Genomic DNA, 23458 nt, shown 5'->3' with positions numbered 1-23458 from the left:
CACATCCGCCATCCCCGCGCGGGCGGGGATCCAGAGCCAAGCGGGACCGGCCGAGCGGAGTAACCCTGGATCCCCGCCTGCGCGGGGATGACGGGATGGGGCATGCGAGATCACAGCCTCACTCACGGCCATACCATTCGTCGCGGCGCATCAGCTGGTCATATTCGGCATAAGGCGCATATTCCGGCACCAGCTTGGCGGTGAAGGGCTGGTCGCCGGTCAGCCACGCGCGGACCGCTTCGGCGAAATGATGCGCGGCGATGTCGACGAACTCCTCGGCCGGGATCGGCTCCTTCTTCTTCGGATCCACGGGGCTGTCGACATAGCCGAAGCCGCCGGTGCGCGGGGACCGGGCGAGCGACCAATATTCGAAGGCCCGCGCCGTGCCCGCGATATCGGCGAACCCGCCCCGCTCGGCGATCAGGCCGAGCAGGCCGAGCTGGAGGCTGAACCCGGCGCGCACGGCGCGGGTGCTGGGCGGCTGGCCGGTCTTGTAGTCGACGATCGCCAGGCCGCCATCGGGCAGGCGGTCGATCCGGTCGAACTTGCCGCGCAGCGTCACGCCGGCGAACTCGACCTCGCCGTCACGCTCGACCGCAAGCACCTTGCGCTCCGGATTCTCGGCGATCTGGCGGGCGATCCAGTCGATCGCCTCCATCAGCCGGGGCTGCCAGAGCGCGCGCATCATCGGATGGGTGCGTTCGTCCACCAGCATCGCCTCCGCACGCGCGCGGAGCCTTGCCGGATCGCAGCCATCGAGTTCGAACCATTTCTGAAGAACGTCGTGCACCGCAGTGCCGCGCCACGCCGCGCTGGGATCGGCATCGACCGGATCGAGCGGCATGAGCTTGAGCATGCGGCGCGCGTAAAAGGCATAGGGATCGGCCTTCAGGCGATCCACCTCGGTCACCGAGATCGCCTTGGGACGGTCCCCCATCGGCGGCGAAGGCTCGGGGCGCTCGGCCGGTTCATGGACGCCGGGATCGTCGATCGCGCGCAGCCAGACGGCGAGATCCTCGGCGCGATCCAGGCCGCCAGACAGCGCTTCGAGCCGCAGCCAGAAGCGCGAGGCGATGGTCGGCGCGGTGGCGTCGCGCCGGGCGCGGGTGAGCAGCACCTCGGGCGCACCCAGCGCGCCGGCCAGGTCGTGCGCCGCCAGGCCGATGCGGCGCTCCAGGCCGGGCAGGCCCAGCTCGGCGCGGATGCGCGGCGCCAGCCAGGGATCGGGCGCCGGCAGGCCCGGCCACACGCCTTCGTTGAGCCCGGAGAGGATCATCAGGTCGGCGGTCTGCAACCGCGCTTCGAGCTGGCCGAGAATGGCGAGGCGCGGATGGCCGCCCTGGGGCGGGCGCACCGCGATCTGGTCCATCAGCGTGCGCAGCATCGGCGCGAGCATGTCCGGATCGGCGCGGCGTGGGCCGTCGCCGGCTTCGCGCTCGAGATCATCGAGCAATGTCGCGGCGGCGCGCCCCTCGGCCCGGCTCCACAGACCGTCGCCGCCAAGCGCCTGGGCGGCCTCGCGCAACGCGGCGAGCAGGACGGGGATCGGCTGGGGCCCGCCCCCGCAAGCGCCCTCGAGCGGCTCCAGCAGCGCCCGAGCCGCCGGCCACCATTGCGCGGCGGCCTGGCGGAGGGGGCCGTCCCTGCCCTCCTGCTCCGCCAGATGGCGATCGATGCCGGTAAGGTCGGGTGCCGGGCGCGGCCCGCGCAGCGCGCGATCGAGCAGGCGGGCACCTTCCAGCCATTCGGTGCGCGCCTCGGGCATCACCAGCGGGTGCTTGAGGAGCGTGAGCAGCGGCAGCGGCGCGAAGCGCTGGGCGGCGGCATCGGCCAGCGCCAGCAGCAGCGTGCCCGGCGGCAGGATCGAGAGCGGCTGGCCGGCGGAATCGTCGATCGCGATGCCCCAGCGCGCGCAATGCGCGGCGACGCGGCGGGCGAGCGCACGATCGGGCGTGACCAGCGCGGCGGTGCGGCCGGGAGTCTCCAGCGTCTGGCGCAGCGCCAGGGCGATGGCCTGGGCCTCTTCCGCCGGCGTGGCGACTTCGAGGGCGCGGACGCCATCGAGCCGGCGCTCGCGCTCCGGCAGCGTGGTCCAGCCATGGGTCAGCTCGGGCGGCTGCATCGCCGAGGCGATCGCCTTGCTGCGCGAGGGCGCCGCGTCATGCTCGCTGGCGGCGCGCCAGGGATCGAACTCGCTGCGATGGACGCCCATCCGCTCCAGCAGGAGCTTGAGGTGGAATTGCGGGTGCGTCTCGAGATTGCGGCGGCGCCGGCCGGTGACCGGGTCGGGCGCATGCGGGCCGAGCATCTCCCATTCGGCATCGGAGATCGCGATGGCGAGGTCGGGAAGCACCACCATGCCCCTGGGCAGGCTCGCCACCATCCGCTGGAGCCGGGCAATGGCCGGCGCGCTCGCGGTGATGCCGGCGGCGCAGACAAAGCCCTGGGGCGGGCTCGCCTTCCAGCGCCTCGTCACCTTGTCGATCAGCAGGCGGCGGCGATCGGCGAGGTCGATGCGGCCGAGGCGGGCGAGCTCCCTGGGCCAGCGTTCGAGCACGATCTCGAACAGCTTGAGCGAGCGCTCCCAATGGGCGGAGAGCTCCGGCCCCAGGTCCAGCTCCCGGAGCCGGCGGGGCGAAACTTCCTCGATGAGCAGCTGGTCGAGCGTGGCGGCGAGATCGCCGGCGAGGCGGACGGCCTCGGCGGCGTCGTGGCGGGGCTCGGCCTCCTGGATCAGGCGCGCGAGGATCAATTGGCGCTGGAGCGGCTGGACCGCGGGCGGCACGAGGTCGGGATCGCCGGCCGCATCGAACACCGCCTCGTCCAGCTCGGGATCGCCGACCGCGACGAGCCGCGGCAGGAGCAAGCCGCCACCGCTGGCGCGGACAAAGGCGTCCTGGATCGCCCTCTTGGCACGGTTGTTGGGGAGCAGGACCAGCCCGCGTGCCAGGCCCATCGGGTCGCCGCCGAAGCGCCGGATCAGCCCGTTCGCCAGCGCGTCCGCAAAGGCGCGGTGCGGGGGGATGGTGTAGAGGCGGAGGGCAGTGGGCATGGGTGGGTCAGGCTTAGCCGTAATCGTCATCCCGGCGAAAGCCGGGATCTCAGGCGATGGCACAGGGAAGGCGCCGCACGGGATTCTGATTTTCGCCCGGATGACGGATCAAGGCGGCGGGCTTGCGACCTGGCATCCCGGCTTTCGCCGGGATGACGCTTCGCGTCACATCTCGGCCAGAACCTCTTCGGCTTCCTTCACCGCCGATGGCGTGCCGACATCGAACCACAGGCCCTGATGGACCACGCCCCACAACCGCCCCTGCTCCATCGCGCGGTTCCAGAACAGGTTGGTCGAGAACGGCCCCTCCGGCCAGTCGCGGATCGCGCGCGGGTGGAGGATCTGGGCGCCGGCATAGACGAAGGGCGCAAGGCGGCCCGGCTTGCGGCGCTCGGTGATGCGGCCCAGCGGATCGAGACGGAAATCGCCCTGTCCCCGATGGCTGAACGCACGCGCCAGCGGCACGAGCAGCAGCAGCGCGTCCATCTTCTCGTCGTTCCAGGCGGCCGCCAGCGCATGGAGCGCGTCGATCGGCCCGTCGACCCAGAGCGTGTCGCTGTTCACGGTGAAGAAGGGCTTGTCGCCCAGCATCGCCCGCGCCTGGACGATGCCGCCGCCGGTCTCCATCAACTGGGCGCGCTCGTCCGAGATCAGCACCTCGATATCGCCGGCCCGGGCCTTCAGATGCGCCTCCACCTGGTCCGCGAGATAATGGACGTTGACCACCGCGCGCTTGATCCCGGCGTCGCGCAGATGGTCCATGGTATGGTCGAGCAGCGGCTTACCGGCGACTTCCACCAGCGGCTTGGGACGCGTGACGGTGAGCGGGCGCATGCGCTTGCCCAGGCCTGCGGCCATCACCATCGCCGTCTCCGGCATGGCCACGTCCGGATTGGGGCGCAGCGAATAGGTGGCGGACTGTTTCATGCGCCGGCGCCGGAACCTGCGATCGTCAGCGGATCACCGCGCATGTCGGCGGGGATATTGGCCTCGAACCAGTCGGCGACGGGCTTGAGCGCGGGATGCTGCAGGTCGCGGTTGAGATAAGTCCAGACGCGCGGGCACAGGCCCGGATAGCGCGGCTTGCCGTCGCGCCTCCACAGCCGGGTGAAGATGCCGACGATCTTGGCGTTCCGCTGCGCGCCCAGCACGTGATAGGCCACGTCGAAGGCGTCGCCCGCGCCGGTGATGCGCTTGTAGCGATCGAGCATCGCGGTCTCCAGCGTCTCGGGCACGTCGCGGCGCGCGTCCTGCAGCAGCGAGACGAGGTCATAGGCAGGGTGGCCCGCCAGCGCGTCCTGAAAGTCGAGAAGGCCCAAGGTTTCCGCGCTACCGTCGATCAGCATGATGTTCTCGACATGATAGTCGCGCAGCACCGTCACAGGCGTGTGACCCGCGAGCACCGGCGCCAGCACCTGGTCCCAGGCGGCGCGATAGCCGTCGAGATCGACATCCAGGCCGACCGCCGGGCAGTACCATTCGGGAAGCAGGCTCACCTCGCGCTGATATTCGGCATGGCTATAGGGCCGCAGCTCGGCCGCGGCGGGATAGCTGGCGAGGCGGATGAGCAGGTCGATCGCTTCCTCGTAGAGGCGCAGCTCGCTCTCGGGCGCGGCATCGACCGTCTCGCGCATGCGGGCGTCGCCGAAGTCCTGGATGAGGACCAGCCCCTCGGTCAGGTCCTCGTGCAGGATCTCGGGCGCGGCGAAGCCGTTGCCGGTCAGCCAGCGCGCGACGTTGATGAAGGGGCGCGGATCCTCGTGCGGCGGCGGCGCATCCATCAGGATCGCGGTGCGATCATGCTCCACCACGCGGAAATAGCGCCGGAACGAGGCATCGCCGGCGAGCGGGCGGATCTCGGCGCCGCCCCAGCCGGCGGCTATCAGGAAGTCGGGCGCCGCGGCGGGCGGATTCATGTCGGGAACCATCGGTCCTTCCATGCCGCCGGCACTTTCGCTGTCAAGGCGCGCGCGCCGTCCGGTGCCACATCCAGGGACAGCCACAGCGCATCCTGCCATGCCGCCTCCCCCAGCCGCTCGGGCCATTCGACGATCAGCAGCGAATCGATTCGGGCATCGTCCAGACCCAGTTCCGCCGCCTCGGAGGGATCGTCGAGCCGATAGAGGTCGACATGGAGCACCGGGAAGCGCACCTCGGGCGGGTCATAGGGCTGGACGATCGCGAAGCTGGGCGACGGCGCCTCGCCCTCCAGCCCGAGCGCGGCGAGCAGCCCGCGCGCGATGCTCGTCTTGCCCGCGCCCAGCGGACCGGACAGCGCGATCACGTCGCCCGGGCGCGCCAGCCCGGCCAGGCGACGGCCCAGTTCGAGCGATTCTTCCGGCGAGCGCAGCAGCATGGCGTTCCTTTATCACCCGCGCCGGGATTGAACACTTCCTTGGGGATGAGCGGCGAGAACAGGACTTCGAACGCTGGCGAGCCGGAGTGCCCGGTGAGGATTAGACCTGTGCGCTCCCTTCCAGGGAGGGGAATGGATTATTTCCGCGGCAGCTCCACCGTCACCAGCGTCCCCTCGCCCGGCTCCGAGATCAGCTCGATCCGGCCCCGATGCGCCTCGACGAACTGCCGGGCGAGCGGCAGGCCGAGCCCGGTGGCCCGCTCGCCGCCCCGGGCATTGCCGAACTGGGCAAAGCGATCGAACGCACTCGCCGCCGCCTCGCGGCTCATGCCCGGGCCATTGTCCGAAACGATCACCCGCGCGACTCGCTTGTTGCCGTCGAGATGCAGCAGCACGCGCCCCTGCTCCGGCGTCGCCGCCACGGCATGGCGCAGAAGGTGCTCGATCACCTGGCGGATGCGCCGGGCATCGCCGGTGATGCTGCCCGCGCTGCCGGCATCCTCGACCACCAGCTCGATCCCCTTGGCCCTGGCGAGCGGCGCCACCGCCTCGGCGGCATTCTGCGCGGCGATCTCGATGTCGACCGGAGCCGTCTCCAGCGGCGCTCCCTCGCTCTGGGTCAGGTCGAGCACATCGTCGATCAGCAGGCCCAGCCGCTCGACCGAGACCAGGATCGCCTCGGCATATTCCCCGCCGCTCGCGCTCAGCGGGCCGGCAAAGCCGCCGTGCAGCATCTCGGCAAAGCCCTTGATCGAGGTGAGCGGCGTGCGCAGCTCGTAGCTCATGTTCGCCACGAAGGCGGTCTTCACCCGATCGGCCGCTTCCAGCGCCTCGTTGCGGTCACGCAGCGCCCGCTCGGCGCGGTGGTGATCGGTGGTGTCGAGCATCGTCACCAGGGCGTTGCCGTCGGGCAACGGCACTGCGGTGATGTCGAAATGCCTGCCATCGGCAAAGGCGATGCTGGAGCCGCGCGACTGGCGATCCTGCGCGGCGATGCGGATCAGATCGCCGATCACTTCGGCGCGCGCCGACTTGGCGAGCCGCGGCCCGGCGGCGCGGACCAGCTGCTGCACCTGCGGATGGCCGTCGAGGAAGGCATCCTCGAAATCCCAGACCTGGCGGAACTTGCGGTTCCACAGCTGGAGCCGGCCCTTGCCGAACACCGCGACCGCTTCGGCCAGGCTCTCCAGCGTGGCGGTGCGCACCTGCTGCATCTCGCCATGCTCGCGCTGCAGCTCGAACTGCTGGGTCTGGTCCTCGAACAGCAGCAGCAGCCCGCCCTCGGGCAATGGCTGGGCGACGACGCGCAGATGCGTGGCTCCCAGGCTCCACGTCTCCTCCACGGCATCGGGCGAGACGAACCATTCGCGCCGCTCCGCCTTCCAGGCCGGATAGTCGCGAACCTCGGGCAGGCGATTGGCCTCGCGCATCCGATCGAGCACGCGATCGAATTCGGGCCGGTCGGCCAGCCATTCGTTCTTCACCGCGAACATGCGGCGGAAGGGCTGGTTCGAGAAGATGAGGCTGCGATCCGCCCCGAACTGGGCCACGCCGGCCGAGATCCGGTCGAGCATCGCGCGCTGGGCCGCGGCGAAGCGCTTCAGGCCGCCCCGCGCCTGCTCCAGCTCCTCGATGTCCACCGCGAAGCCCGCGACGCCGCCAGTGGGCAGCGGCATGTCGTGCAGGCGCAGCATGCGACGCTTGCCGCCGATCGTCGCCGGCATCGCCGCGGTCTGCGGCTCGCCGGTATCGCGCGCGATCGCGGCATTGGCGAGCGGCCCGCCCAGCCCGACGCCCTCGACCAGCTCCAGCCCGCGCGCGACCACATCCTCGGCATCCTTGCCCTCGACTGCCTGGACATAGGCCGAATTGACCATGAGCAGGCGCAAGTCGCCGCCGCGATACCACATCGGCATCGGCGCGGCCTCGATCAGGGCGGTGAGCGCATCGAAGGCGGCGCGCAGGCGCGTGGCCTCGCGCTGAAGGCGATTGATCTCGGCCTGGCTCTCGGTCGCATCGAGGAACCACAGCACCACGCCGCCCGGCGCGTTGACGGCCTGGGGCGCGCGCTCGCCGATCACCAGCAGGGCACGCTCCGAGCCGCATGCCCGCACGGAGAGGCTGAACGGCTTGCCCGCCTTCTGCGCGGCGGCGACGCGCACGCCGAGCGCATCGGCATCCTCGGGCAGCAGCCCGGCCCCGTCCCCGCTCAATTCGGCCAGCTCGCGCGGCAGTTCCTGGAAGCCGAGCCAGTCGCCCAGCCGGCGCGGCAGCTCGATACGGCCATCGGCGCGGACCAGCATCGCCTGGGCCGGCGATCCGCTCACCAGCGCGGAGAGGCGGGCATTGGCATCGGCGATCGCGGCGGCCTCGGCACGGGCGCGCAGGCCCAGATACAGGGCCCAGACGGCACCGATCAGCAGCAGCGCGAGGACCGCTCCCGCGACGACCGCGGATGCCTGGGAAATGTGGATCAAGCCGCGTCCCCGCAGCTTCTGCGCACTGTCATGGCGCAACCTTTAGGCAATGCATCGCCGGTCGGAAAGGCTGCATCCTGCCCGCGCGCAAACGAAAAAGGGGCCCGGCAAGCCGGACCCCTTCGTTCTCCCATCAACCGGAGTTGACGATCAGAACTTCACGCTCGCCGCGATGCGCGCATAGCGGCCGAGAATTCCCGAATAATAAGTGACGGTGCCGCCGCCGGCCGGCGCCGGATAGGGCGGCTTCACGTTGAACACGTTGTCGACGATCAGCTTCAGGCTGAACTGGTCGTTCACACGCGTGCCGACCGTGGCGTTGAACAGCCACCAGTCGCCCACGCCCATGATGTTGCGGGCATTGGGCGCCTCGTCGACGTCATACCGGCTCTTGCCGAAATACTGAGCCTGGACGAGCGCGTTGAAGCCCTTGCTCTCATAGGTGAAATTGGCCGTGCCCGAATGGTGCGGATAGCCGATCTCGCCCGCAAGATGGTTGACGTCGCCGGTGCCGACGCGCTGCTCCAGCTTGTCGCGGTAGAAATAGTTCACCGAGAGACCGATCACGCCGGCATTGTTGAGCCCGACGCGCTCCAGCGGCAGGCGATAGGCGCCGGTGACCGTCAGACCCGAGGTCTTGTACGACGCCGCGTTGTAATAGCCTTCGCGGATCATCGTGATCTGACCGTTGGCATCACGATCGACAAGGCCGCAGAAGCTGTTCGGATAGCTGGGCGAGTCATAGCAGGCATTGAGGATGTCATCGCCGCCGAGCGAGGTGATCGCGTCGGTCAGCTTGATGTCCACCCAGTCCACCGCCAGCGTGAAGCTGCGCGCGAAGCTCGGCTGGATCACCGCGCCCACGGTCCAGCTATTCGCCTTCTCGTTGCTCAGCCCCGGATTGCCCGAGACTGTCACCGGCACGGTGAAGTCGCTGTAGTTCGACGTGAAGTTGGTGGTGTCGATGCCCGCCGCGGTGCAGTTTGCCTTGCGGACGGCCGGGTTCGGGCCGCTGCCGACATAGCGCGTGTCACACGGATCGCTGCCCACGTCGAAGGCCCGCGAGGTCGGGTTGAACGCCTCGGTGATGGCCGGCGAGCGGATCGACCGCGTGAAGTTGCCGCGGAACGTGATGTCGCGGACGAAGCCGATGCGGCCGCCCGCGGTCCAGGTGAGATCGCCGCCCGACAGCGAGTTGTGCACCCAGCGCGCCGCACCGTCGAACTCGACCGTCTTCAGCCAGCTCAGGCCGTTTTCCGGCGTAACGAACGGCACGCGAAGTTCGCCGAACACTTCGTTGGTATTGAACGAGCCCTTGATCGGATCGATCGGAATGATGCGGCCATATTGGGTGCGCGTGCCGTCACCATTGTCATGGCCGTAATAGTAGGAGCCCGGATCGAACTTGGTCGATTCACGGCGATGCTCATAGCCGAGCGAGACGCTGACGTCGTTGCCGAACAGCGAGAACACCGGGCCGGTGACGTTCGCGTTGAACACCAGCTGATCGTTGGTCGAGACCGGACGGGCGATCGCGAAGATATAGTCCTTCGCGGCCTGGCTCGCCTGGCCGACGCCGAAGATGTTCAGCGGCGCGCAGGTGCTGCTGATCGTCTGGGCGGGCGAGTTGGTGTAGCCCGGACGGCACACGATGTTGCCGTTGACGTCCTGCACCGCGTCGAGCGCGTTGAAGAAGTTGTCGTTGACCAGCTCGTAGTTCTTGCCGACCGTCTGCGAACGGCCGTAGTTCGCCGACACTTCCCACTGGAACTGGCGGCTGCCGAGCGAGAAGTCGCCCGCGAAGCCACCGACGAAGCGATAGGTTTCGACATTCGCCTCGGCGCGGCCGGTGGTCAGGTCGGAAAGCGCGCGCCCGACATAGAACTGGGTCGCACCCGCCGGCAGGTTGGCCGCGATCGTCGCGCGGTCGGCCGGGTTCAGGAACGGATTGTTGATCGACAGCAGCAGGTTGCCGTCGGGCGTGCCGGCGGCATCGAACAGCGCGGTGTTGTAGTTGGGCTGGTCGATCAGGTTGACGCCCTTGTTGTGCGAATACCAGGCCTCGCCGAAGAAGCGGATATGGTCGGTCAGCTCATAGTTGAGCTGCGCGTTGACCAGGTAGCGCTCCGAGCTGGTGAGCAGGTTGCTCTGCGCCGGCAGGTCGAAGCCGTTGCCGCCGCTGCTGATGAAGCCCTGGCGCATCACCGTGCCGAGGTTGAGCGGGACGAGGCGGCCATTGGGACCGAACTGGAGGAGCTGGCCGCTGGCATCGCGAATGCCCGAGCGCGAGGCGAGGAAATCGTCGTCGCTGAACGGCACGCCGCCCGAAGTGAAGGCGGTGTAGCGCTGCGACGGATAGAGCACGCGCTGGAAGGGCGAACCCAGCGAAGCCGGCGGCGTGCCGAAGAAGTTGCCCGCCGCGGTGATCGCCCGGTCGGCCGAGGTGAAGCCGGTGGTCTTGTTGTACTCGCCCGCGATCACGATGTTGCCGCGGCCGCCGGCGAAGTTCTTGCCGGCCAGGATGTTGATGCGCGCCTCGGGGGCATCGCCTTCCTGCGAGATGCCGTACTGGCCGCCGATCTCCAGGCCCTCATAATCCTTCTTGAGGATGACGTTCACGGTGCCCGCGATCGCATCCGAGCCGTAGATCGGCGCGCCGCCGATGGCGACGGTCTCGATGCGCTGGACCAGCGTGGTCGGGATGTTGTTGAGGTCGACCTGGCTGCCCGGCGAGACCGGGCCGAAGATGCTCGCCGTGTTCGACGAGACGAAGCGGCGGCCGTTGACCAGCACGAGCGTGCGCTGCGTGCCGAGGCCGAAGAAGTCGACAAAGGTCTGCGCCGGGCCGAACGACGACTGCGCGCCGACCGCGCTGTTGCCCGGCGGGCCGAAGGACGGAATTTCACGCAGCGCCTGGCCGACATTGGTGTAGCCGCGCGACTCGATCTGGGCGGCGCCGACCACCTGGGTCGGCTGCACGGTGTCGAACTCGGGGCGCGCGATGCGCGAGCCGGTCACGACGATCGTGCCCTCGGCAGCGGCGGGCTGATCGTCCTGGGCAGCCGGGGCGTCCTGCGCCTGGGTCTGGTCGGAAGTCTGCGCGGCCGCCGGGGTGGCCATCAGAGCAAGAGCAAGAACCGCGGCAGACGCGGTCAATGACAAGCGGTCGTGCTGGGGGGAGAGAAAACGACGCATGCTACATCCCTTTAGAAAAAGACTGTCCCGTCCTCGGAATCGATTGTTGCTAGCTTTTGTCCGAAGCAGGATCAGGACGTAGGAAACGGTGGGTTAGTTGCGGGTCCACAACGCTTTCTCTCAGTGCGTTGCATAATTACAACAATGTTACAGTAACGAAGACCTTAACGAAGAGGGCCGCGCTCCCCCAGGGAGCGCGGCCCATTCTCGTTCTCGCACGATCCCGCGATAGGATCAGTAGCGCCCGCGATAGGATCAGTAGCGATAGTGATCCGGCTTGAACGGCCCTTCCACCGGCACGCCGATATAATCGGCCTGCTTCTTCGAGAGCTTGGTGAGCTTCACGCCCAGCTTCTCGAGGTGCAGCTCGGCGACCTTCTCGTCGAGGTGCTTCGGCAGGACGTACACGTCGTTCTTGTACGTGTCCGACTTGGTCCACAGCTCGATCTGCGCCAGCGTCTGGTTGGTGAACGACGACGACATCACGAACGACGGGTGGCCGGTGGCGTTGCCCAGGTTCACCAGGCGGCCCTTCGACAGGATGATGATCTGCTTGCCGTCCGGGAACTCGACCAGGTCGACCTGCGGCTTCACTTCAGTCCACTTGTAGTTCGACAGGCCCGAAATCTGGATCTCGCTGTCGAAATGGCCGATGTTGCAGACGATCGCCATGTTCTTCATGCCGGCCATGTGCTCGGCGGTGATCACATCGGCATTGCCGGTGGCGGTCACGAAGATGTCCGAGCGGGTGACCGCCTCTTCCATCGTGACGACTTCATAGCCTTCCATCGCCGCCTGCAGCGCGCAGATCGGGTCGATCTCGGTGACGAGCACGCGCGCCCCGCCGTTGCGCAGCGACGCGGCCGAACCCTTGCCGACGTCGCCGAAGCCCGCGACGGTCGCAACCTTGCCGGCCAGCATCACGTCCGTGCCGCGGCGGATCGCGTCGACCAGCGATTCCTTGCAGCCATAGAGGTTGTCGAACTTCGACTTGGTGACGCTGTCGTTGACGTTGATCGCCGGGAAGGGCAGCTCGCCCTTCTTGGCGATGTGATAGAGGCGGTGCACGCCGGTGGTGGTCTCTTCCGAGACGCCCTTGATGTTCTTCACCGTCTCGGTGAGGTAGCCCGGCTTGCGCTTGATGAATTCCTTCACCGCGCGCTGCATCTCGACTTCCTCGTCATTCTCCGGCTCGCCGAACGACTGGCCGGCCTCGAGCTTGGCGCCCCACAGCGCGAACATGGTCGCGTCGCCGCCATCGTCGAGGATCATGTTGCAGGTCTCGTCGCCCCAGTCGAAGATCGAGCCGACATAGTCCCAATATTCGGCCAAGCTCTCGCCCTTCACCGCGAACACCGGCACGCCCGAGGCGGCGATGGCGGCGGCGGCATGGTCCTGCGTCGAGAAGATGTTGCAGGTCGCCCAGCGGACCTGCGCGCCGAGCGCGGTCAGCGTCTCGATCAGCACGGCGGTCTGGATCGTCATGTGGAGCGAGCCGGTGATGCGCGCGCCCTTGAGCGGCTGCGACGCGCCGAACTCCGAACGCAGCGCCATCAGGCCGGGCATCTCCGTCTCGGCGATATTGATCTCGGCGCGGCCGAAATCCGCCAGAGTGATGTCCTTAACGACGTAATCCTTGTCGAGCACGGTAGCCACGAGCTGTCTCCAGATGTGAATCGATTGCGCGCCGGGAATCGCCGGCCGCGATGCGGGCGCCCTAGCCGCTTCGCCGGGCAGGTGCAATTCCAAATATAAAGATATCTTTATATGACCCTTGACGGCGGCCGCGGACAAGCGGATGCTTGGGGTGTCGAGGTTCTTCCGGCCTGCCCGGAAGCTAAGACGGGAAGCCGGTGCAAGTCCGGCGCTGCCCCCGCAACTGTAAGCGGCGAGCGGCGATCCACCCAAGTCACTGGGGCCTTACCGCCCTGGGAAGACGGATCGTCCGCGCTGACCCGCAAGCCAGGAGACCTGCCTTTGACGCGATAACGTCCACCGGCGGGGTGCCCGGTCTGGCCGCTTGCATGCCGCGGACGGGCGACCGTCCGGGCCTGCCTGTGTCCAAGCCGGTCTCCCCCGTCCTTCATCGGGGTATGAAGACCATGACCGTCACTGTTGCCACGCTCGGCTTTCCGCGGATCGGCCCGCGGCGCGAGCTCAAATTCGCGCTCGAGAAATTCTGGAGCGGCAAATCCACCGAGGCGGAGCTCCTCGAAGCCGCCGCCGGCCTGCGCGCCGCGGCCTGGGCCCGCCAGGCCGCACTCGGCGCCGACTGGCTGCCGAGCAACGACTTCTCCTTCTACGATCACGTGCTCGACACCAGCCTGATGCTGGGCGCCGTTCCCGAGCGCTACGGCGTTGCCGCCGGCACCGCCGATCTGGGCACCTATTTCGCGATGGCGCGCGGCACCACGGGTGACGACGCGGGCTGCGCGCACGGCCATGGCCATACCGCCCAGGAAATGACCAAGTGGTTCGACACCAACTACCACTATATGGTCCCCGAGCTGGCCGCGGGACAGAAGCTCGCCCTCTCCTCCTCCAAGATCGTCGACGAATATCGCGAGGCCAAGGCGCTCGGCTACGAGACGCGGCCGGTGCTGCTCGGCCCCGTCACCTGGCTCAGCCTTGCCAAGGGGCGCGACGTGGATCCCTTCGCCTTCCTGGACGATGTGCTCGGCCTCTATTCGGCGGTGCTCACCCAGCTCGCCCATGCCGGCGCCGAGTGGGTGCAGATCGACGAACCGATCCTGGCGCTCGACCTGGATGAGCGCCAGCGCGCGGCGGTAACCCGCGCCTATGCCAAGCTGCCGCGCCTGGGCCTGAAGATCATGCTCGCCACCTATTTCGGCGGGCTGGAGGACAATCTCACCCTCGCGGTGAACCTGCCCGTCGCCGGCCTGCACCTGGATCTAGTGCGGGCGCCGGACCAGCTCGATCGGATCCTTGTCGCCGCGCCCAAGGGCCTGCTGCTCTCGCTCGGCGTGATCGACGGCCGCAACATCTGGCGCGCCGACCTCGAGGCGCTGCTCGACCGGATCGAGCCGATCGCCGCCATGCGCGATATCGTGCTCGCCCCGTCCTGCTCGCTGCTCCACGTGCCCGTCGACCTCGCGCTCGAGCCGAAGCTCGACGACGAGATCAAGCAATGGCTCGCCTTCGCGGTGCAGAAGATCGACGAGCTGGTGACGCTGAAGGACGCGCTGAACGGCGGCCGCGACTGGGTGGCGGAAAAGCTGGCCGCTTCCGGCCGGGCCGCGGCGGCGCGCACGGTCTCGCCGCGCATCCACGATCCGCTGGTCGCAGCCCGCGCCGCATCGGTCAGCGAAGCGATGCGCAGCCGCCAGTCGCCCTATGCGGCCCGCGCCGCGGCGCAGGCGGCGGTGCTGGCACTGCCGCCCTTCCCCACGACCACGATCGGCTCCTTCCCGCAGACCGCCGAGGTGCGCCATGCCCGTGCCGAGCATAACCGCGGCAACCTCGGCGATGCCGCGTACGAACAGTTCCTGCGCGAGGAGACCGAGCGCACCGTCCGCTGGCAGGAGGAAGCGGGCCTCGACATGCTGGTGCACGGCGAGTTCGAGCGCAACGACATGGTCCAGTATTTCGGCGAGCAGCTCGCCGGCTTCGCCTTCACGGTGAACGGCTGGGTCCAGTCCTATGGCTCGCGCTGCGTGCGCCCGCCGATCCTCTATGGCGATGTCTCGCGCCCCAGGCCGATGACGGTGGCATGGTGGCGCTACGCCCAGTCGCTCACGGACAGGCCGATGAAGGGCATGCTCACCGGCCCCGTCACGATCCTCAACTGGAGCTTCGTGCGCGACGATCAGCCGCGCTCGGCCTCCTGCGCCCAGATCGCGCTGGCGATCCGCGACGAGGTGGTGGATCTCGAAAAGGCCGGCTGCAAGGCGATCCAGATCGACGAGGCGGCGCTGCGCGAGGGCCTGCCGCTGCGCAAGCGCGACTGGCAGGCCTATCTCGACTGGGCAGTGGATTGTTTCCGGCTCACGGCCGCGGGCGTGGGCGATGCGACGCAGATCCACACGCACATGTGCTATTCGGAGTTCAACGATATCCTGCCGGCGATCGGCGCGATGGATACCGACGTGATCTCCATCGAGACGGCCCGCTCGCAGATGGAGCTGCTCGAGGGCTTCGCCGCCTATCGTTATCCGAGCGCGATCGGGCCGGGCGTCTACGACATCCACGCGCCGCGCGTACCCTCGGTCGACGAGATCGTCCAGCTCATGCGGCTTGCCCAGGCGCATCTGGCGCCCGAGCAGCTCTGGGTGAATCCCGATTGCGGGCTGAAGACCCGCAAATGGGAGGAAGTGCGGCCGGCGATCGACGCGATGGTCGCGGCGGCGCGGACCTTGCGCGTCCGCGTGGCGGAGCCGGCCTGATGGCGGGTGTCGTCCGCCTCATCGACATGGTGTTCCCGGGCGACACCAACCACCATGGCACGCTGTTCGGCGGAGTCGCGCTCGCGCACATGGACAAGGTGGCGTTCCTCGCCGCCTCGCGCCATGGCCGGGCGCCCTTCGTCACCGCCGCCTCGGAACGGATCGACTTCGCCGCCCCCGCGCTGAAGGGCGAACTGATCGAGGCGACGGGCCGGGTGGTCCGCACCGGCACCCGCTCGCTCGACGTCGAAGTCGAGCTGCTCGCCGAGGCGCTGCTCAGCGGGGAGCGGCGGCTGTGCACGCGCGGCCGCTTCACACTGGTGGCGCGCGAGGGAGCGGCAGCCCCCCTGCCGCCCCTCGCCCCATCCCCGACAGGCTCCGAAGCCGAACCGGAGGGCGTGCTGGTGATGGCCGACATGGTGTTCCCGCCCCAGACCAACCATTACGGCACGCTGTTCGGCGGCGATGCGCTGCGCATGCTCGGCAAGGCCGCCTTCATCGCCTCCACGCGCGACACGCGGAAAGTGATGGTGATGGCCGCCTCGGACCGCGTCGACTTCACGACGCCGATCCATGAGGGCGAAATGGTCGAGCTGGCCGCCCGCATCATCATGCGCGGCAACCGGTCGCGGCGCGTGCGGGTGGAGCTGTGGGCGGAGGATCTGCTCAGCGCCCGGCGGCGGCGCGCGGCTTCGGCCGAATTCGTGATGGTCGCCACCGCTTCGGCGCAATTTGGCGAGTGACGAATCTCCCGGGACAAGGCATAGGGCGCTTCGCGTCCAAACCGTAGTGCGAGCCATCCCATGTTCCGCCTCATCGCGTCCGCATCGTTGCTTGCGATTGCCCTTGCTCGCCCGGCGTCCGCGCAGGAAGGAGGGGCCTCCCAGGACGTGAACAGCGTCGGCGTGGTGCCACCGCGCGGCATGTCCTTCGAGAATGCCCAGGCGATGATGATGATCATGCGGGGCGCCAGCAAACAGGTCCGGGACAATTGCTGGAGCCTCGGCTGCGTGCTGATCGTCAACGATACCAGCGGCTATGACGTGGTCGGCTTCTACCTCGACGCCGCCAAGCCCGGGCAGAACCCGCGCTGGAGCCACAACCAGTTCGCCGAACCCCTCTGGCCGAGCAAGGCGACGCTGCGTTTCAAGACGGGCAGTGCCGACACCTGCAGCATGCCCGTCCGCTTCGTGCTCCGGCATCGCGAGACTCGCGAGAAGACCGAGATCAGCGGCACCTCCAGCTTCTGCACCACGCCGCACCAGGACACGCTGATCCGCATCAAGATGCTGGAAGGCAAGGTCTATGTCCGTGGCGACGACGAGCCGGACCCCGACGCGAAGCACTGAGCGCGGCACGGGGCGGTAACCGCTCGGACCGCGCGCCCATGCCGCCTCGATCCCGCGCCTCAGGCGGTACCCGCGCTGTTCGCCAGCAGCCGCGGATCGATGCCCGCCCCGGCAAAGGCCACCGTCCAGCGATCCTCGGCATCGATATCGTAGATCAGGTCGGGCGTGCCGACGGTGTTGAACCAGCCATGGCGCGCCATCTCGCTGTCGAGCTGCCCCTCGCCCCAGCCGGCATAGCCCAGCGCGACCAGCCACCGGGACGGCCCCGTCCCTTCCGCGATCGCACGCAACACGTCGATCGTGCCCGAGAGCGACCAGCGGCCGCCCACGTCGATCGTGTCCTGCCCGCCCCAGTCGGGCGAGTGGAGCACGAAGCCGCGGCGCGGCTCCACCGGTCCGCCGAAATGCACCGGCGTGTCGGGCGCGACGCCGGGCGCGATCTCGAACTGCTCGAGCAGGTCGTGCAGGGTCAGCCCCTCGATCGTGTCGCCGATGCCGATGCCGAGCGCGCCCTCCACATCGTGCGCGCACACCGCGATCACCGCGCGCTCGAAGCGGGGATCGCCGATGCCGGGCATCGCGAGGAGAAACTGGCCGGTGAGGAAGCGCGTCGAGTCCATGGCCGATCAACGTAGCCGCACCGTTTCGGCTCCGCCACGCTTGAAAATCATGGCCGGGGAGCCGATTGGGGCAGGCGACTCAATCATTCCCGAGGAGAGTAGAATGACCATCCAGGTTGGCGACCGCATCCCCAGCGTCAATTTCGTCAAGGTGACCGAGGGCGGCCCCGAGCAGATCGGCTCGGACGATTTCTTCGCCGGCCGCAAGGTCGCGCTCTTCTCGGTGCCGGGCGCCTTCACTCCCACCTGCTCGGCCAAGCACCTGCCGGGCTTCGTGGAGAAGGCCGAGGAGATCAAGGCGAAGGGCGTGGACGAGATCGCCTGCACCGCCGTCAACGACGCGTTCGTGATGGGCGCCTGGGGCCAGGCGAGCGGCGTGGCCGGCAAGGTGACGATGCTCGCCGACGGCAATGGCGACTTCCCCAGGGCGCTGGGCCTGACCATGGACGGCTCGAAGTTCGGCATGGGCACGCGCGGCCAGCGCTTCTCGATGCTGGTGAACGATGGCGTGGTCGAGCAGCTGCACATCGAGGCACCGGGCCAGTTCGAAGTCAGCTCGGCCGAATATCTGCTCGGCAAGCTGTGATCTGAACATGGCGGCGTAACGGAACCGCCGGGGGCTCGCCGGAGTTGATCCGGCGAGCTTTTCAGAAAGGGACCGACATGGCCGACACCGAAACTGGCAACGCAATTCCCGAGACGATCGAGGAAGCCAAGGAAGAGGCGAAGGGCTTCCTCGCCCAGGCCCAGGAAGCGATCGGCGACGCGGTGGACGCCACCGTCGCCGCCGTGAAGGAACACCCGATCGCCGCGGCGGGCATCGCCGCCGGGGTTGCCGCCGCGGTGGGCGGTGCCGCCTATGCCGCCACCCAGCTGGGCGGCGACAAGGAGCCGGCGGCCGCCAAGGCGAAGAAGTAAGGCAAAATCCCCTCCCCACGGGGAGGGGCGGCCTGGGCCGGGCCTTGCCCTGGCCCATGGTCTTGCCCCCATGGTCTTGCCAGCGTCATCTTTGCGCTCTAGCCCTGCAAGATGACTCAAGCTTCCGATATCGTCGCCGATCTCGAGCGCCTCTACAGCGCCTCGGTCGAGCGTCTCAAGGCCGCCCTCAACCGCTATATCAACGACGGCACGCCGCCGAGCCCGGAGGATCGGGCCGATGGCAGCTTCGCCTATCCCGAGCTGCGCCTCACCTATCGCGGCGGCGAGGAACGCGGCCGCCCCACCCCGCGCCGCTCCTTCGGCCGGCTGGTCGAGGAAGGCGAATATCGCATCTCGGTCACTCGCCCGGCGATGTTCAGCCGCTACCTCACCGAGCAGCTGACCTTCCTGATCGAGGATTATGACGTCGAGGTCCATGCCGTCACCGGGCGGCAGGAGATCCCCTTCCCCTATGTCCTCGATCCCGGTCATATCGCCAATATGGACCAGATCTCGGTCACCGAGCTGGGCCGCCATTTCCCGGCGACCGAGCTGGCGCATATCGGCGACGAGATCGCCGACGGGCTGTGGATGTCGACCGACGACACGCGCCCGCTCGCATTGTTCGACGCGCTGCGCACCGATTTCTCGCTGGCCCGGCTGCGCCATTATACGGGCACCCCGGTGGAGCATTTCCAGCAATATATCCTGTTCACCAACTATCACCGCTATGTCGACGAGTTCGTCCGCTGGGCGGTCGACCAGCTCGGCGAGGGGAGCCGCTTCACCGGCGTCTCCGGCGCGGGCGGCATCCTGGTCGAGGCGGGCGACGATACCGATCGGCTGCTCAACGACACCTCGGCCTGGCGCCGGCACCAGATGCCCGCCTATCACCTGATGGCGGCCGACGGATCGGGCATCACCCTGGTCAATATCGGCGTCGGCCCGTCCAACGCCAAGACGATCACCGATCACCTGGCCGTGCTGCGCCCCGAGGCATGGCTGATGATCGGCCATTGCGGCGGCCTGCGCCCCAGCCAGCGGATCGGCGACTATGTCCTCGCCCATGCCTATCTGCGCGACGACCACATCATGGACGATGTGCTGCCGCCGGAAATCCCGATCCCGGCGATCGCCGAAGTGCAGCTCGCCCTTGCCCGCGCCGCCGAAACGGTCTCCGGCCAGTCGGGCGAGGAGCTGAAGCAGCGGCTGCGCACCGGCACCATCGTCACCACCGACGACCGCAACTGGGAGCTGCGCTATTCCAAGTCGGCGCTGCGCTTCTCGCTGAGCCGCGCGGTGGGCATCGACATGGAATCGGCCACGCTGGCCGCGCAGGGTTACCGGTTCCGCGTGCCCTATGGCACGCTCCTCTGCGTCTCGGACAAGCCGCTCCACGGCGAGCTCAAGCTGCCCGGCCAGGCCAACCGCTTCTACGAGCGCGCCATCGCCGAGCATCTGAAGATCGGCATCGAGACCTGCGAGGAACTGCGCCGCGAGGGCCCGCGCCTCCATTCACGCAAGCTGCGCGCGTTCAACGAGCCGCCCTTCCGATGAGCGTCCCCGCGTCGTCCCCGCGCCGGCGGGGATGACGCATGGGGAAGCGACCTGTGCTAGACTGCGTGAGTTGAGCCCTTTGCGGAGACGAACCGTGATCGATCCCGAGGAAACGCAGGAAGAACCACCCCGCGCGCACCAGCCCGACGGCACCGACAGCTCGGCCGAATGGGACGCGCAGATCGCCGACGAGAGCATGATCCCGGACAGCGATCCGCCGGCCTGAACTTCCAGCCGTCATCCCGGCGAAAGCCGGGATCTTGTGGGACTTCGGGCCCCTGCCTTCGCCTGAGATCCCGGCTTTCGCCGGGATGATGGTCAGGTCGCGGATTCACGAAAGGGTCAGCGGCTGAGCTGGAATTCCACCGACAGATTGGCGTTCACGGTCACCATGTCGGATGCGGCGCCCTGCTTGCCGGCGAACATGCCGATGAGCTGGAAGAAGAAGCTCATCGATCCGGCGACGATATCCTGCTTCTCGCTGATCCGTGCGAGCGTGGCGCGGCGCAGGCCCAGCGTAGCGGCATAGGCGGCCGCCTCGGCGCGGGCCTTGGTCAGGGCATCGGCCTTGGCCTGGCGGGTCGGCCCGACATAGTCGTCGAGCAGCGCGATCACGTCGTCGTCCATCTTTCCGTCATTGGCCTCGGCGACGGGCCCGGCGGCAGTGGCCGCCGCGCGGGTGGGTGCATCGAAGAAGATCGTCTCGCTCGCCGTCGATTGCGGCTTCTCGTTCCCATCGCCCGTGTCGAGCGTGAAGCTGGGCTTGCCGTGCCCGGTAAAGGCGCCGAAAAGGCTGGCGAGCGGATTGGTGCTGGCGCCTTCAAGCGGCTGGCCCTCGCGAATGCCCTTCGCGGCAAGCGCCTGGACCAGCCTGGCCCGGTGGGTGGCGAGCGCCGCTTCCGCGGCCTTTTCGTCCGCCCCCTTGCCGGTGACCTTCACCGAGAAGCGAAAGCGGTTGGCCGGCACCTTGACCTGGCCAGTGGCGACGATCTCCACCGTCACCGGGCCGTCCGCCGGTGCCGACTGGGCCATTGCCGTTTCCGGCGCGAGCATCAGGGCAAGTGCAAAGGCATATTTCATCATGGCTCTTCCCTCCGATTGATCATTCGACCCGGGCACCCGGGCAGGCATCGACGCGAACCGCCCGGCCGGTTGCGAAATCCAGGCGGAAAGCCGCGCGCCGCGAGAGAAAGCTGCCTTCCTTCCGGCCGGGCGGCAAGCCGCTTTCCTCGGCAAGCACACAGGTGGCGGCCCCGAGTCTGCCGAACTGGATCAGCCGGTTCTCGATCGTGCCGATCCGGCCGAACCCGGCCAGCCCATGCTCGATATCCGCCTGAATCCGGTCGCGCGGCCCAGCCTCGCGGGGGCCGAGCGTGCGAACGGCAATGCGCGCGAAATGGATGGTGCGCTCGACCAGTACCACCTTGCCGATATCGGGCCGCCACCGGACTTCGAGATAGCGTTCGAAGCGCATGAGCGGACGGCGCTTGATGCCCGGGGCCCGCAGCCAGGCGGTGGTCTGCATCCCCTCGCCATCCGGGTCCGTCGCCCTGGCCGATATCGTCCAACGCCCATCGGGCGAGCGCACGCGCCCGCCCTGGAAACCGTCAATGCCCGGCACGGCCGGCGCGGCACCGGCCAGGGCCAGCGCCGCGACCAGGCAGGCCTTCACCATCCCTGGGGCTGGCCCTTGTTCTGCTGGTCGAGCCACTTCTTCAGCGGCGCGAAATATTCCGCCATCGCCTTGCCCGAGATCTCGCGCGTGCCGGTGAATTCCTGCAGCGCGTCGGGCCAGGGCTTGGCGGCGCCCATCCGGAGCATCTTGTCGAGCTTCGCGCCCACTTCCTTGTTGCCGTAGAAGGAGCAGCGATGCAGCGGCCCCTTCCAGCCGGCCTGGTCGCACGCCGCCTTGTAGAACTGGAACTGGAGCACCCGCGCCAGGAAATAGCGGGTATAGGGCGTGGTCGCCGGGATGTGGAACTTGGCACCCGGATCGAACTTGCTCTCGTCGCGCGCCACCGGCGGGACGATGCCCTGATATTGGAGGCGCAGTCTGTCCCAGCCGGCCTGATAGCCGTTCGTCGGGATCTGGCCGGAGAACACACCCCAGCGCCATTTGTCGACGAGCAGGCCGAAGGGCAGGAACGCCACCTTGTCCATCGCCTGGCGGAGCAGCAGGCCGGTATCCTTGTCGGCGCTCGGCACCTGGCTCTTGTCGAGCAGGCCGATCTGCACGAGGTAATCGGGCGTGATCGACAGGGCGATGAAGTCGCCGATCGCCTCGTGGAAGCCGTCGTTCGCGCCGTCCAGGTACAGCGCCGACTGCTTGTTGTAGGCGCGCTGATAATAATTGTGGCCCAGCTCGTGATGGATGGTCACGAAGTCGTCGGCATTGACCTTGATGCACATCTTGATGCGCAGGTCGTCGACATTGTCGATGTCCCAGGCCGAGGCATGGCACACCACTTCGCGGTCCGCCGGCTTCACGAATTGCGAGCGTTCCCAGAAGCTTGCAGGAAGCTCCTTGAAGCCGAGCGAGGAGTAGAAGCCCTCGCCCGCCTTCACCATCTTGTGCGAGTCATAGCCCTTGGCCTTGAGCAGCTCGCCCACGTCATAGCCGACGCTGCCCGATCCCGGCGGGGCGACGATGTCGTAGATGTTGCCCCATTCCTGCGCCCACATATTGCCGAGCAGATCGGCGCGGATCGGGCCCTTGTCGGCCTGGACCGCGTCGCCGTACTTCTGGTTGAGCTTGTGGCGCACATAAGTGTGCAGCGCGACGTAAAGCGGCTTGAGGTCGTTCCAGATCTTGTCGGTCATCGCCGCGAAGGCATCCGGATCCATGTCGTAGCCCGAACGCCACATCGCGCCGACATCGGCATAGCCCAGGCCCTTGGCGCCTTCATTGGCGATGCCGACCAGCTTGGCATAGTCGGGCCGCATCGGCGCGCCGACATTGTCGTTCCAGCTGACCCACATCTCCTTCAGCCTGGCGGGATCGCGCTCCTCGCCCATCGCGGCCTCGATATCGGAGCCGTTGATCGGCTTGCCGTTCAGCATGCCCTTGCCGGCACCGTACATGCCGGTGATCTTGGCCGAGAGCGCCGCCAGCTCGTCCGCCGCGCCGGCACGCACCGGGGCGGGCAGCACGATCTTGTTGCGGAGCATGCCGAGCTTGCGGCTGGTGTCATAGTCGAGCCCGGCGACATTGGCGAACTTCGCCGCGCCCAGCGCCAGATCGACCTGAAGCTTGGTGAGCGCCGCGCCTTCGCGAGCGGTCAGCGTCTCGGTATCGGGCGTGATATAGGTCTCATAGACCCATTCGGCGCGCGAGGCGACGACGCCCTGGGCAAAGAGCTTGGCCTCGGCATCGGCGACGAAGGCCTTGGCGTCGGCGGCGGTGGGCGCGGCCTGGGCGGTTTCACCGTCGCGGTCGCGCGCGCCGAGCGGCGCGGCGGCGAGCAGCGAGGCGAGCGCGAGCATCGAGATGCCGGTGCGGATCATGTACGGAATTCCCCTCGGATTTTCTGG

The 23458-nt window shown here is 68.1% G+C and carries 18 protein-coding genes and 1 riboswitch; of the genes, 7 read left to right on the top strand and 11 right to left on the bottom strand.

Going from position 1 to position 23458, the window contains the following annotated elements:
- Nucleotides 1–118 precede the first annotated feature (118 nt).
- The 7 genes from addB to ahcY all read right to left on the bottom strand — a co-directional run bounded on the left by addB (nt 119) and on the right by ahcY (nt 12736).
- Nucleotides 119–3052 carry a double-strand break repair protein AddB gene (gene addB / locus ACIQCS_RS06980; protein ID WP_345851321.1) on the bottom strand — a complete coding sequence of 978 codons (2934 nt, stop codon included), beginning with the start codon at nt 3050–3052 and terminating at the stop codon, nt 119–121.
- A gap of 165 nt (nt 3053–3217) precedes the next feature.
- Nucleotides 3218–3979, bottom strand: coding sequence for a nucleotidyltransferase family protein (locus tag ACIQCS_RS06975; RefSeq protein WP_280281807.1), 762 nt, complete (start codon nt 3977–3979; stop codon nt 3218–3220).
- Nucleotides 3976–4968: a phosphotransferase gene (locus ACIQCS_RS06970; protein ID WP_345852091.1), complete on the bottom strand. Its 993-nt coding sequence runs from the start codon at nt 4966–4968 to the stop codon at nt 3976–3978. Before ACIQCS_RS06970 ends, ACIQCS_RS06975 begins: the two co-directional genes overlap by 4 nt.
- Nucleotides 4965–5408 (bottom strand): tRNA (adenosine(37)-N6)-threonylcarbamoyltransferase complex ATPase subunit type 1 TsaE, encoded by a 444-nt coding sequence (tsaE, locus tag ACIQCS_RS06965; protein WP_280281806.1) that lies wholly within the window; start codon nt 5406–5408, stop codon nt 4965–4967. Before tsaE ends, ACIQCS_RS06970 begins: the two co-directional genes overlap by 4 nt.
- A gap of 137 nt (nt 5409–5545) precedes the next feature.
- Nucleotides 5546–7885 carry a HAMP domain-containing sensor histidine kinase gene (locus ACIQCS_RS06960; RefSeq protein ID WP_345851318.1) on the bottom strand — a complete coding sequence of 780 codons (2340 nt, stop codon included), beginning with the start codon at nt 7883–7885 and terminating at the stop codon, nt 5546–5548.
- A gap of 150 nt (nt 7886–8035) precedes the next feature.
- On the bottom strand, nt 8036–11005 hold the full coding sequence (locus tag ACIQCS_RS06955) for a TonB-dependent receptor plug domain-containing protein (protein ID WP_345851317.1): 2970 nt from the start codon (nt 11003–11005) through the stop codon (nt 8036–8038).
- A gap of 330 nt (nt 11006–11335) precedes the next feature.
- Nucleotides 11336–12736 (bottom strand): adenosylhomocysteinase, encoded by a 1401-nt coding sequence (gene ahcY, locus ACIQCS_RS06950; RefSeq protein WP_086129168.1) that lies wholly within the window; start codon nt 12734–12736, stop codon nt 11336–11338.
- A gap of 140 nt (nt 12737–12876) precedes the next feature.
- Nucleotides 12877–13074, top strand: a riboswitch (cobalamin riboswitch).
- A 108-nt stretch (nt 13075–13182) separates the two neighbouring features.
- Here ahcY and metE point away from each other — a divergent pair.
- The 3 genes from metE (at nt 13183) to ACIQCS_RS06935 (ending at nt 16832) form a co-directional block, all read left to right on the top strand.
- Nucleotides 13183–15483: a 5-methyltetrahydropteroyltriglutamate--homocysteine S-methyltransferase gene (metE, locus tag ACIQCS_RS06945; RefSeq protein ID WP_345851314.1), complete on the top strand. Its 2301-nt coding sequence runs from the start codon at nt 13183–13185 to the stop codon at nt 15481–15483.
- Nucleotides 15483–16226, top strand: a complete 744-nt coding sequence (locus ACIQCS_RS06940; protein WP_345851313.1) for a hotdog domain-containing protein — start codon at nt 15483–15485, stop codon at nt 16224–16226. The genes metE and ACIQCS_RS06940 overlap by 1 nt, the downstream gene beginning before the upstream one ends.
- Nucleotides 16227–16373: 147 nt before the next feature.
- Complete coding sequence (locus tag ACIQCS_RS06935; protein WP_345851311.1) at nt 16374–16832, top strand: hypothetical protein; 459 nt, start codon at nt 16374–16376, stop codon at nt 16830–16832.
- 59 nt (nt 16833–16891) lie between these two features.
- Here ACIQCS_RS06935 and ACIQCS_RS06930 read toward each other — a convergent pair whose 3' ends face one another.
- Nucleotides 16892–17452 carry a YqgE/AlgH family protein gene (locus ACIQCS_RS06930; protein ID WP_345851310.1) on the bottom strand — a complete coding sequence of 187 codons (561 nt, stop codon included), beginning with the start codon at nt 17450–17452 and terminating at the stop codon, nt 16892–16894.
- Between the two features lie 103 nt (nt 17453–17555).
- Between ACIQCS_RS06930 and ACIQCS_RS06925 the strand changes: the two genes are divergently transcribed.
- The 4 genes from ACIQCS_RS06925 (at nt 17556) to ACIQCS_RS06910 (ending at nt 20153) form a co-directional block, all read left to right on the top strand.
- The gene (locus ACIQCS_RS06925) at nt 17556–18038 is read left to right on the top strand and encodes a peroxiredoxin (protein WP_345851309.1); all 483 of its coding nucleotides are present in this window, start codon (nt 17556–17558) and stop codon (nt 18036–18038) included.
- Nucleotides 18039–18115: 77 nt separating this feature from the next.
- Complete coding sequence (locus ACIQCS_RS06920) at nt 18116–18370, top strand: hypothetical protein (protein WP_345851308.1); 255 nt, start codon at nt 18116–18118, stop codon at nt 18368–18370.
- Nucleotides 18371–18481: 111 nt separating this feature from the next.
- A complete protein-coding gene (locus ACIQCS_RS06915; RefSeq protein ID WP_345851307.1) occupies nt 18482–19927 on the top strand; it encodes an AMP nucleosidase in 1446 nt (481 codons plus the stop codon).
- A 94-nt stretch (nt 19928–20021) separates the two neighbouring features.
- Complete coding sequence (locus ACIQCS_RS06910; RefSeq protein ID WP_256924113.1) at nt 20022–20153, top strand: hypothetical protein; 132 nt, start codon at nt 20022–20024, stop codon at nt 20151–20153.
- Nucleotides 20154–20269: 116 nt separating this feature from the next.
- Here ACIQCS_RS06910 and ACIQCS_RS06905 read toward each other — a convergent pair whose 3' ends face one another.
- The 3 genes from ACIQCS_RS06905 to ACIQCS_RS06895 are packed head-to-tail and all read right to left on the bottom strand — an operon-like array spanning nt 20270 to nt 23431.
- Complete coding sequence (locus ACIQCS_RS06905) at nt 20270–21010, bottom strand: SIMPL domain-containing protein (RefSeq protein WP_401530407.1); 741 nt, start codon at nt 21008–21010, stop codon at nt 20270–20272.
- 19 nt (nt 21011–21029) lie between these two features.
- Nucleotides 21030–21602 (bottom strand): hypothetical protein, encoded by a 573-nt coding sequence (locus ACIQCS_RS06900; RefSeq protein WP_345851304.1) that lies wholly within the window; start codon nt 21600–21602, stop codon nt 21030–21032.
- Nucleotides 21596–23431, bottom strand: a complete 1836-nt coding sequence (locus ACIQCS_RS06895) for a M2 family metallopeptidase (RefSeq protein ID WP_345851302.1) — start codon at nt 23429–23431, stop codon at nt 21596–21598. Before ACIQCS_RS06895 ends, ACIQCS_RS06900 begins: the two co-directional genes overlap by 7 nt.
- Nucleotides 23432–23458 lie beyond the last annotated feature (27 nt).

Source organism: Sphingomonas sp. NPDC092440 (genome assembly GCF_044754985.1).
GTDB lineage: Bacteria > Pseudomonadota > Alphaproteobacteria > Sphingomonadales > Sphingomonadaceae > Sphingomonas.
This window is presented reverse-complemented; position numbering and strand designations above follow the sequence as displayed.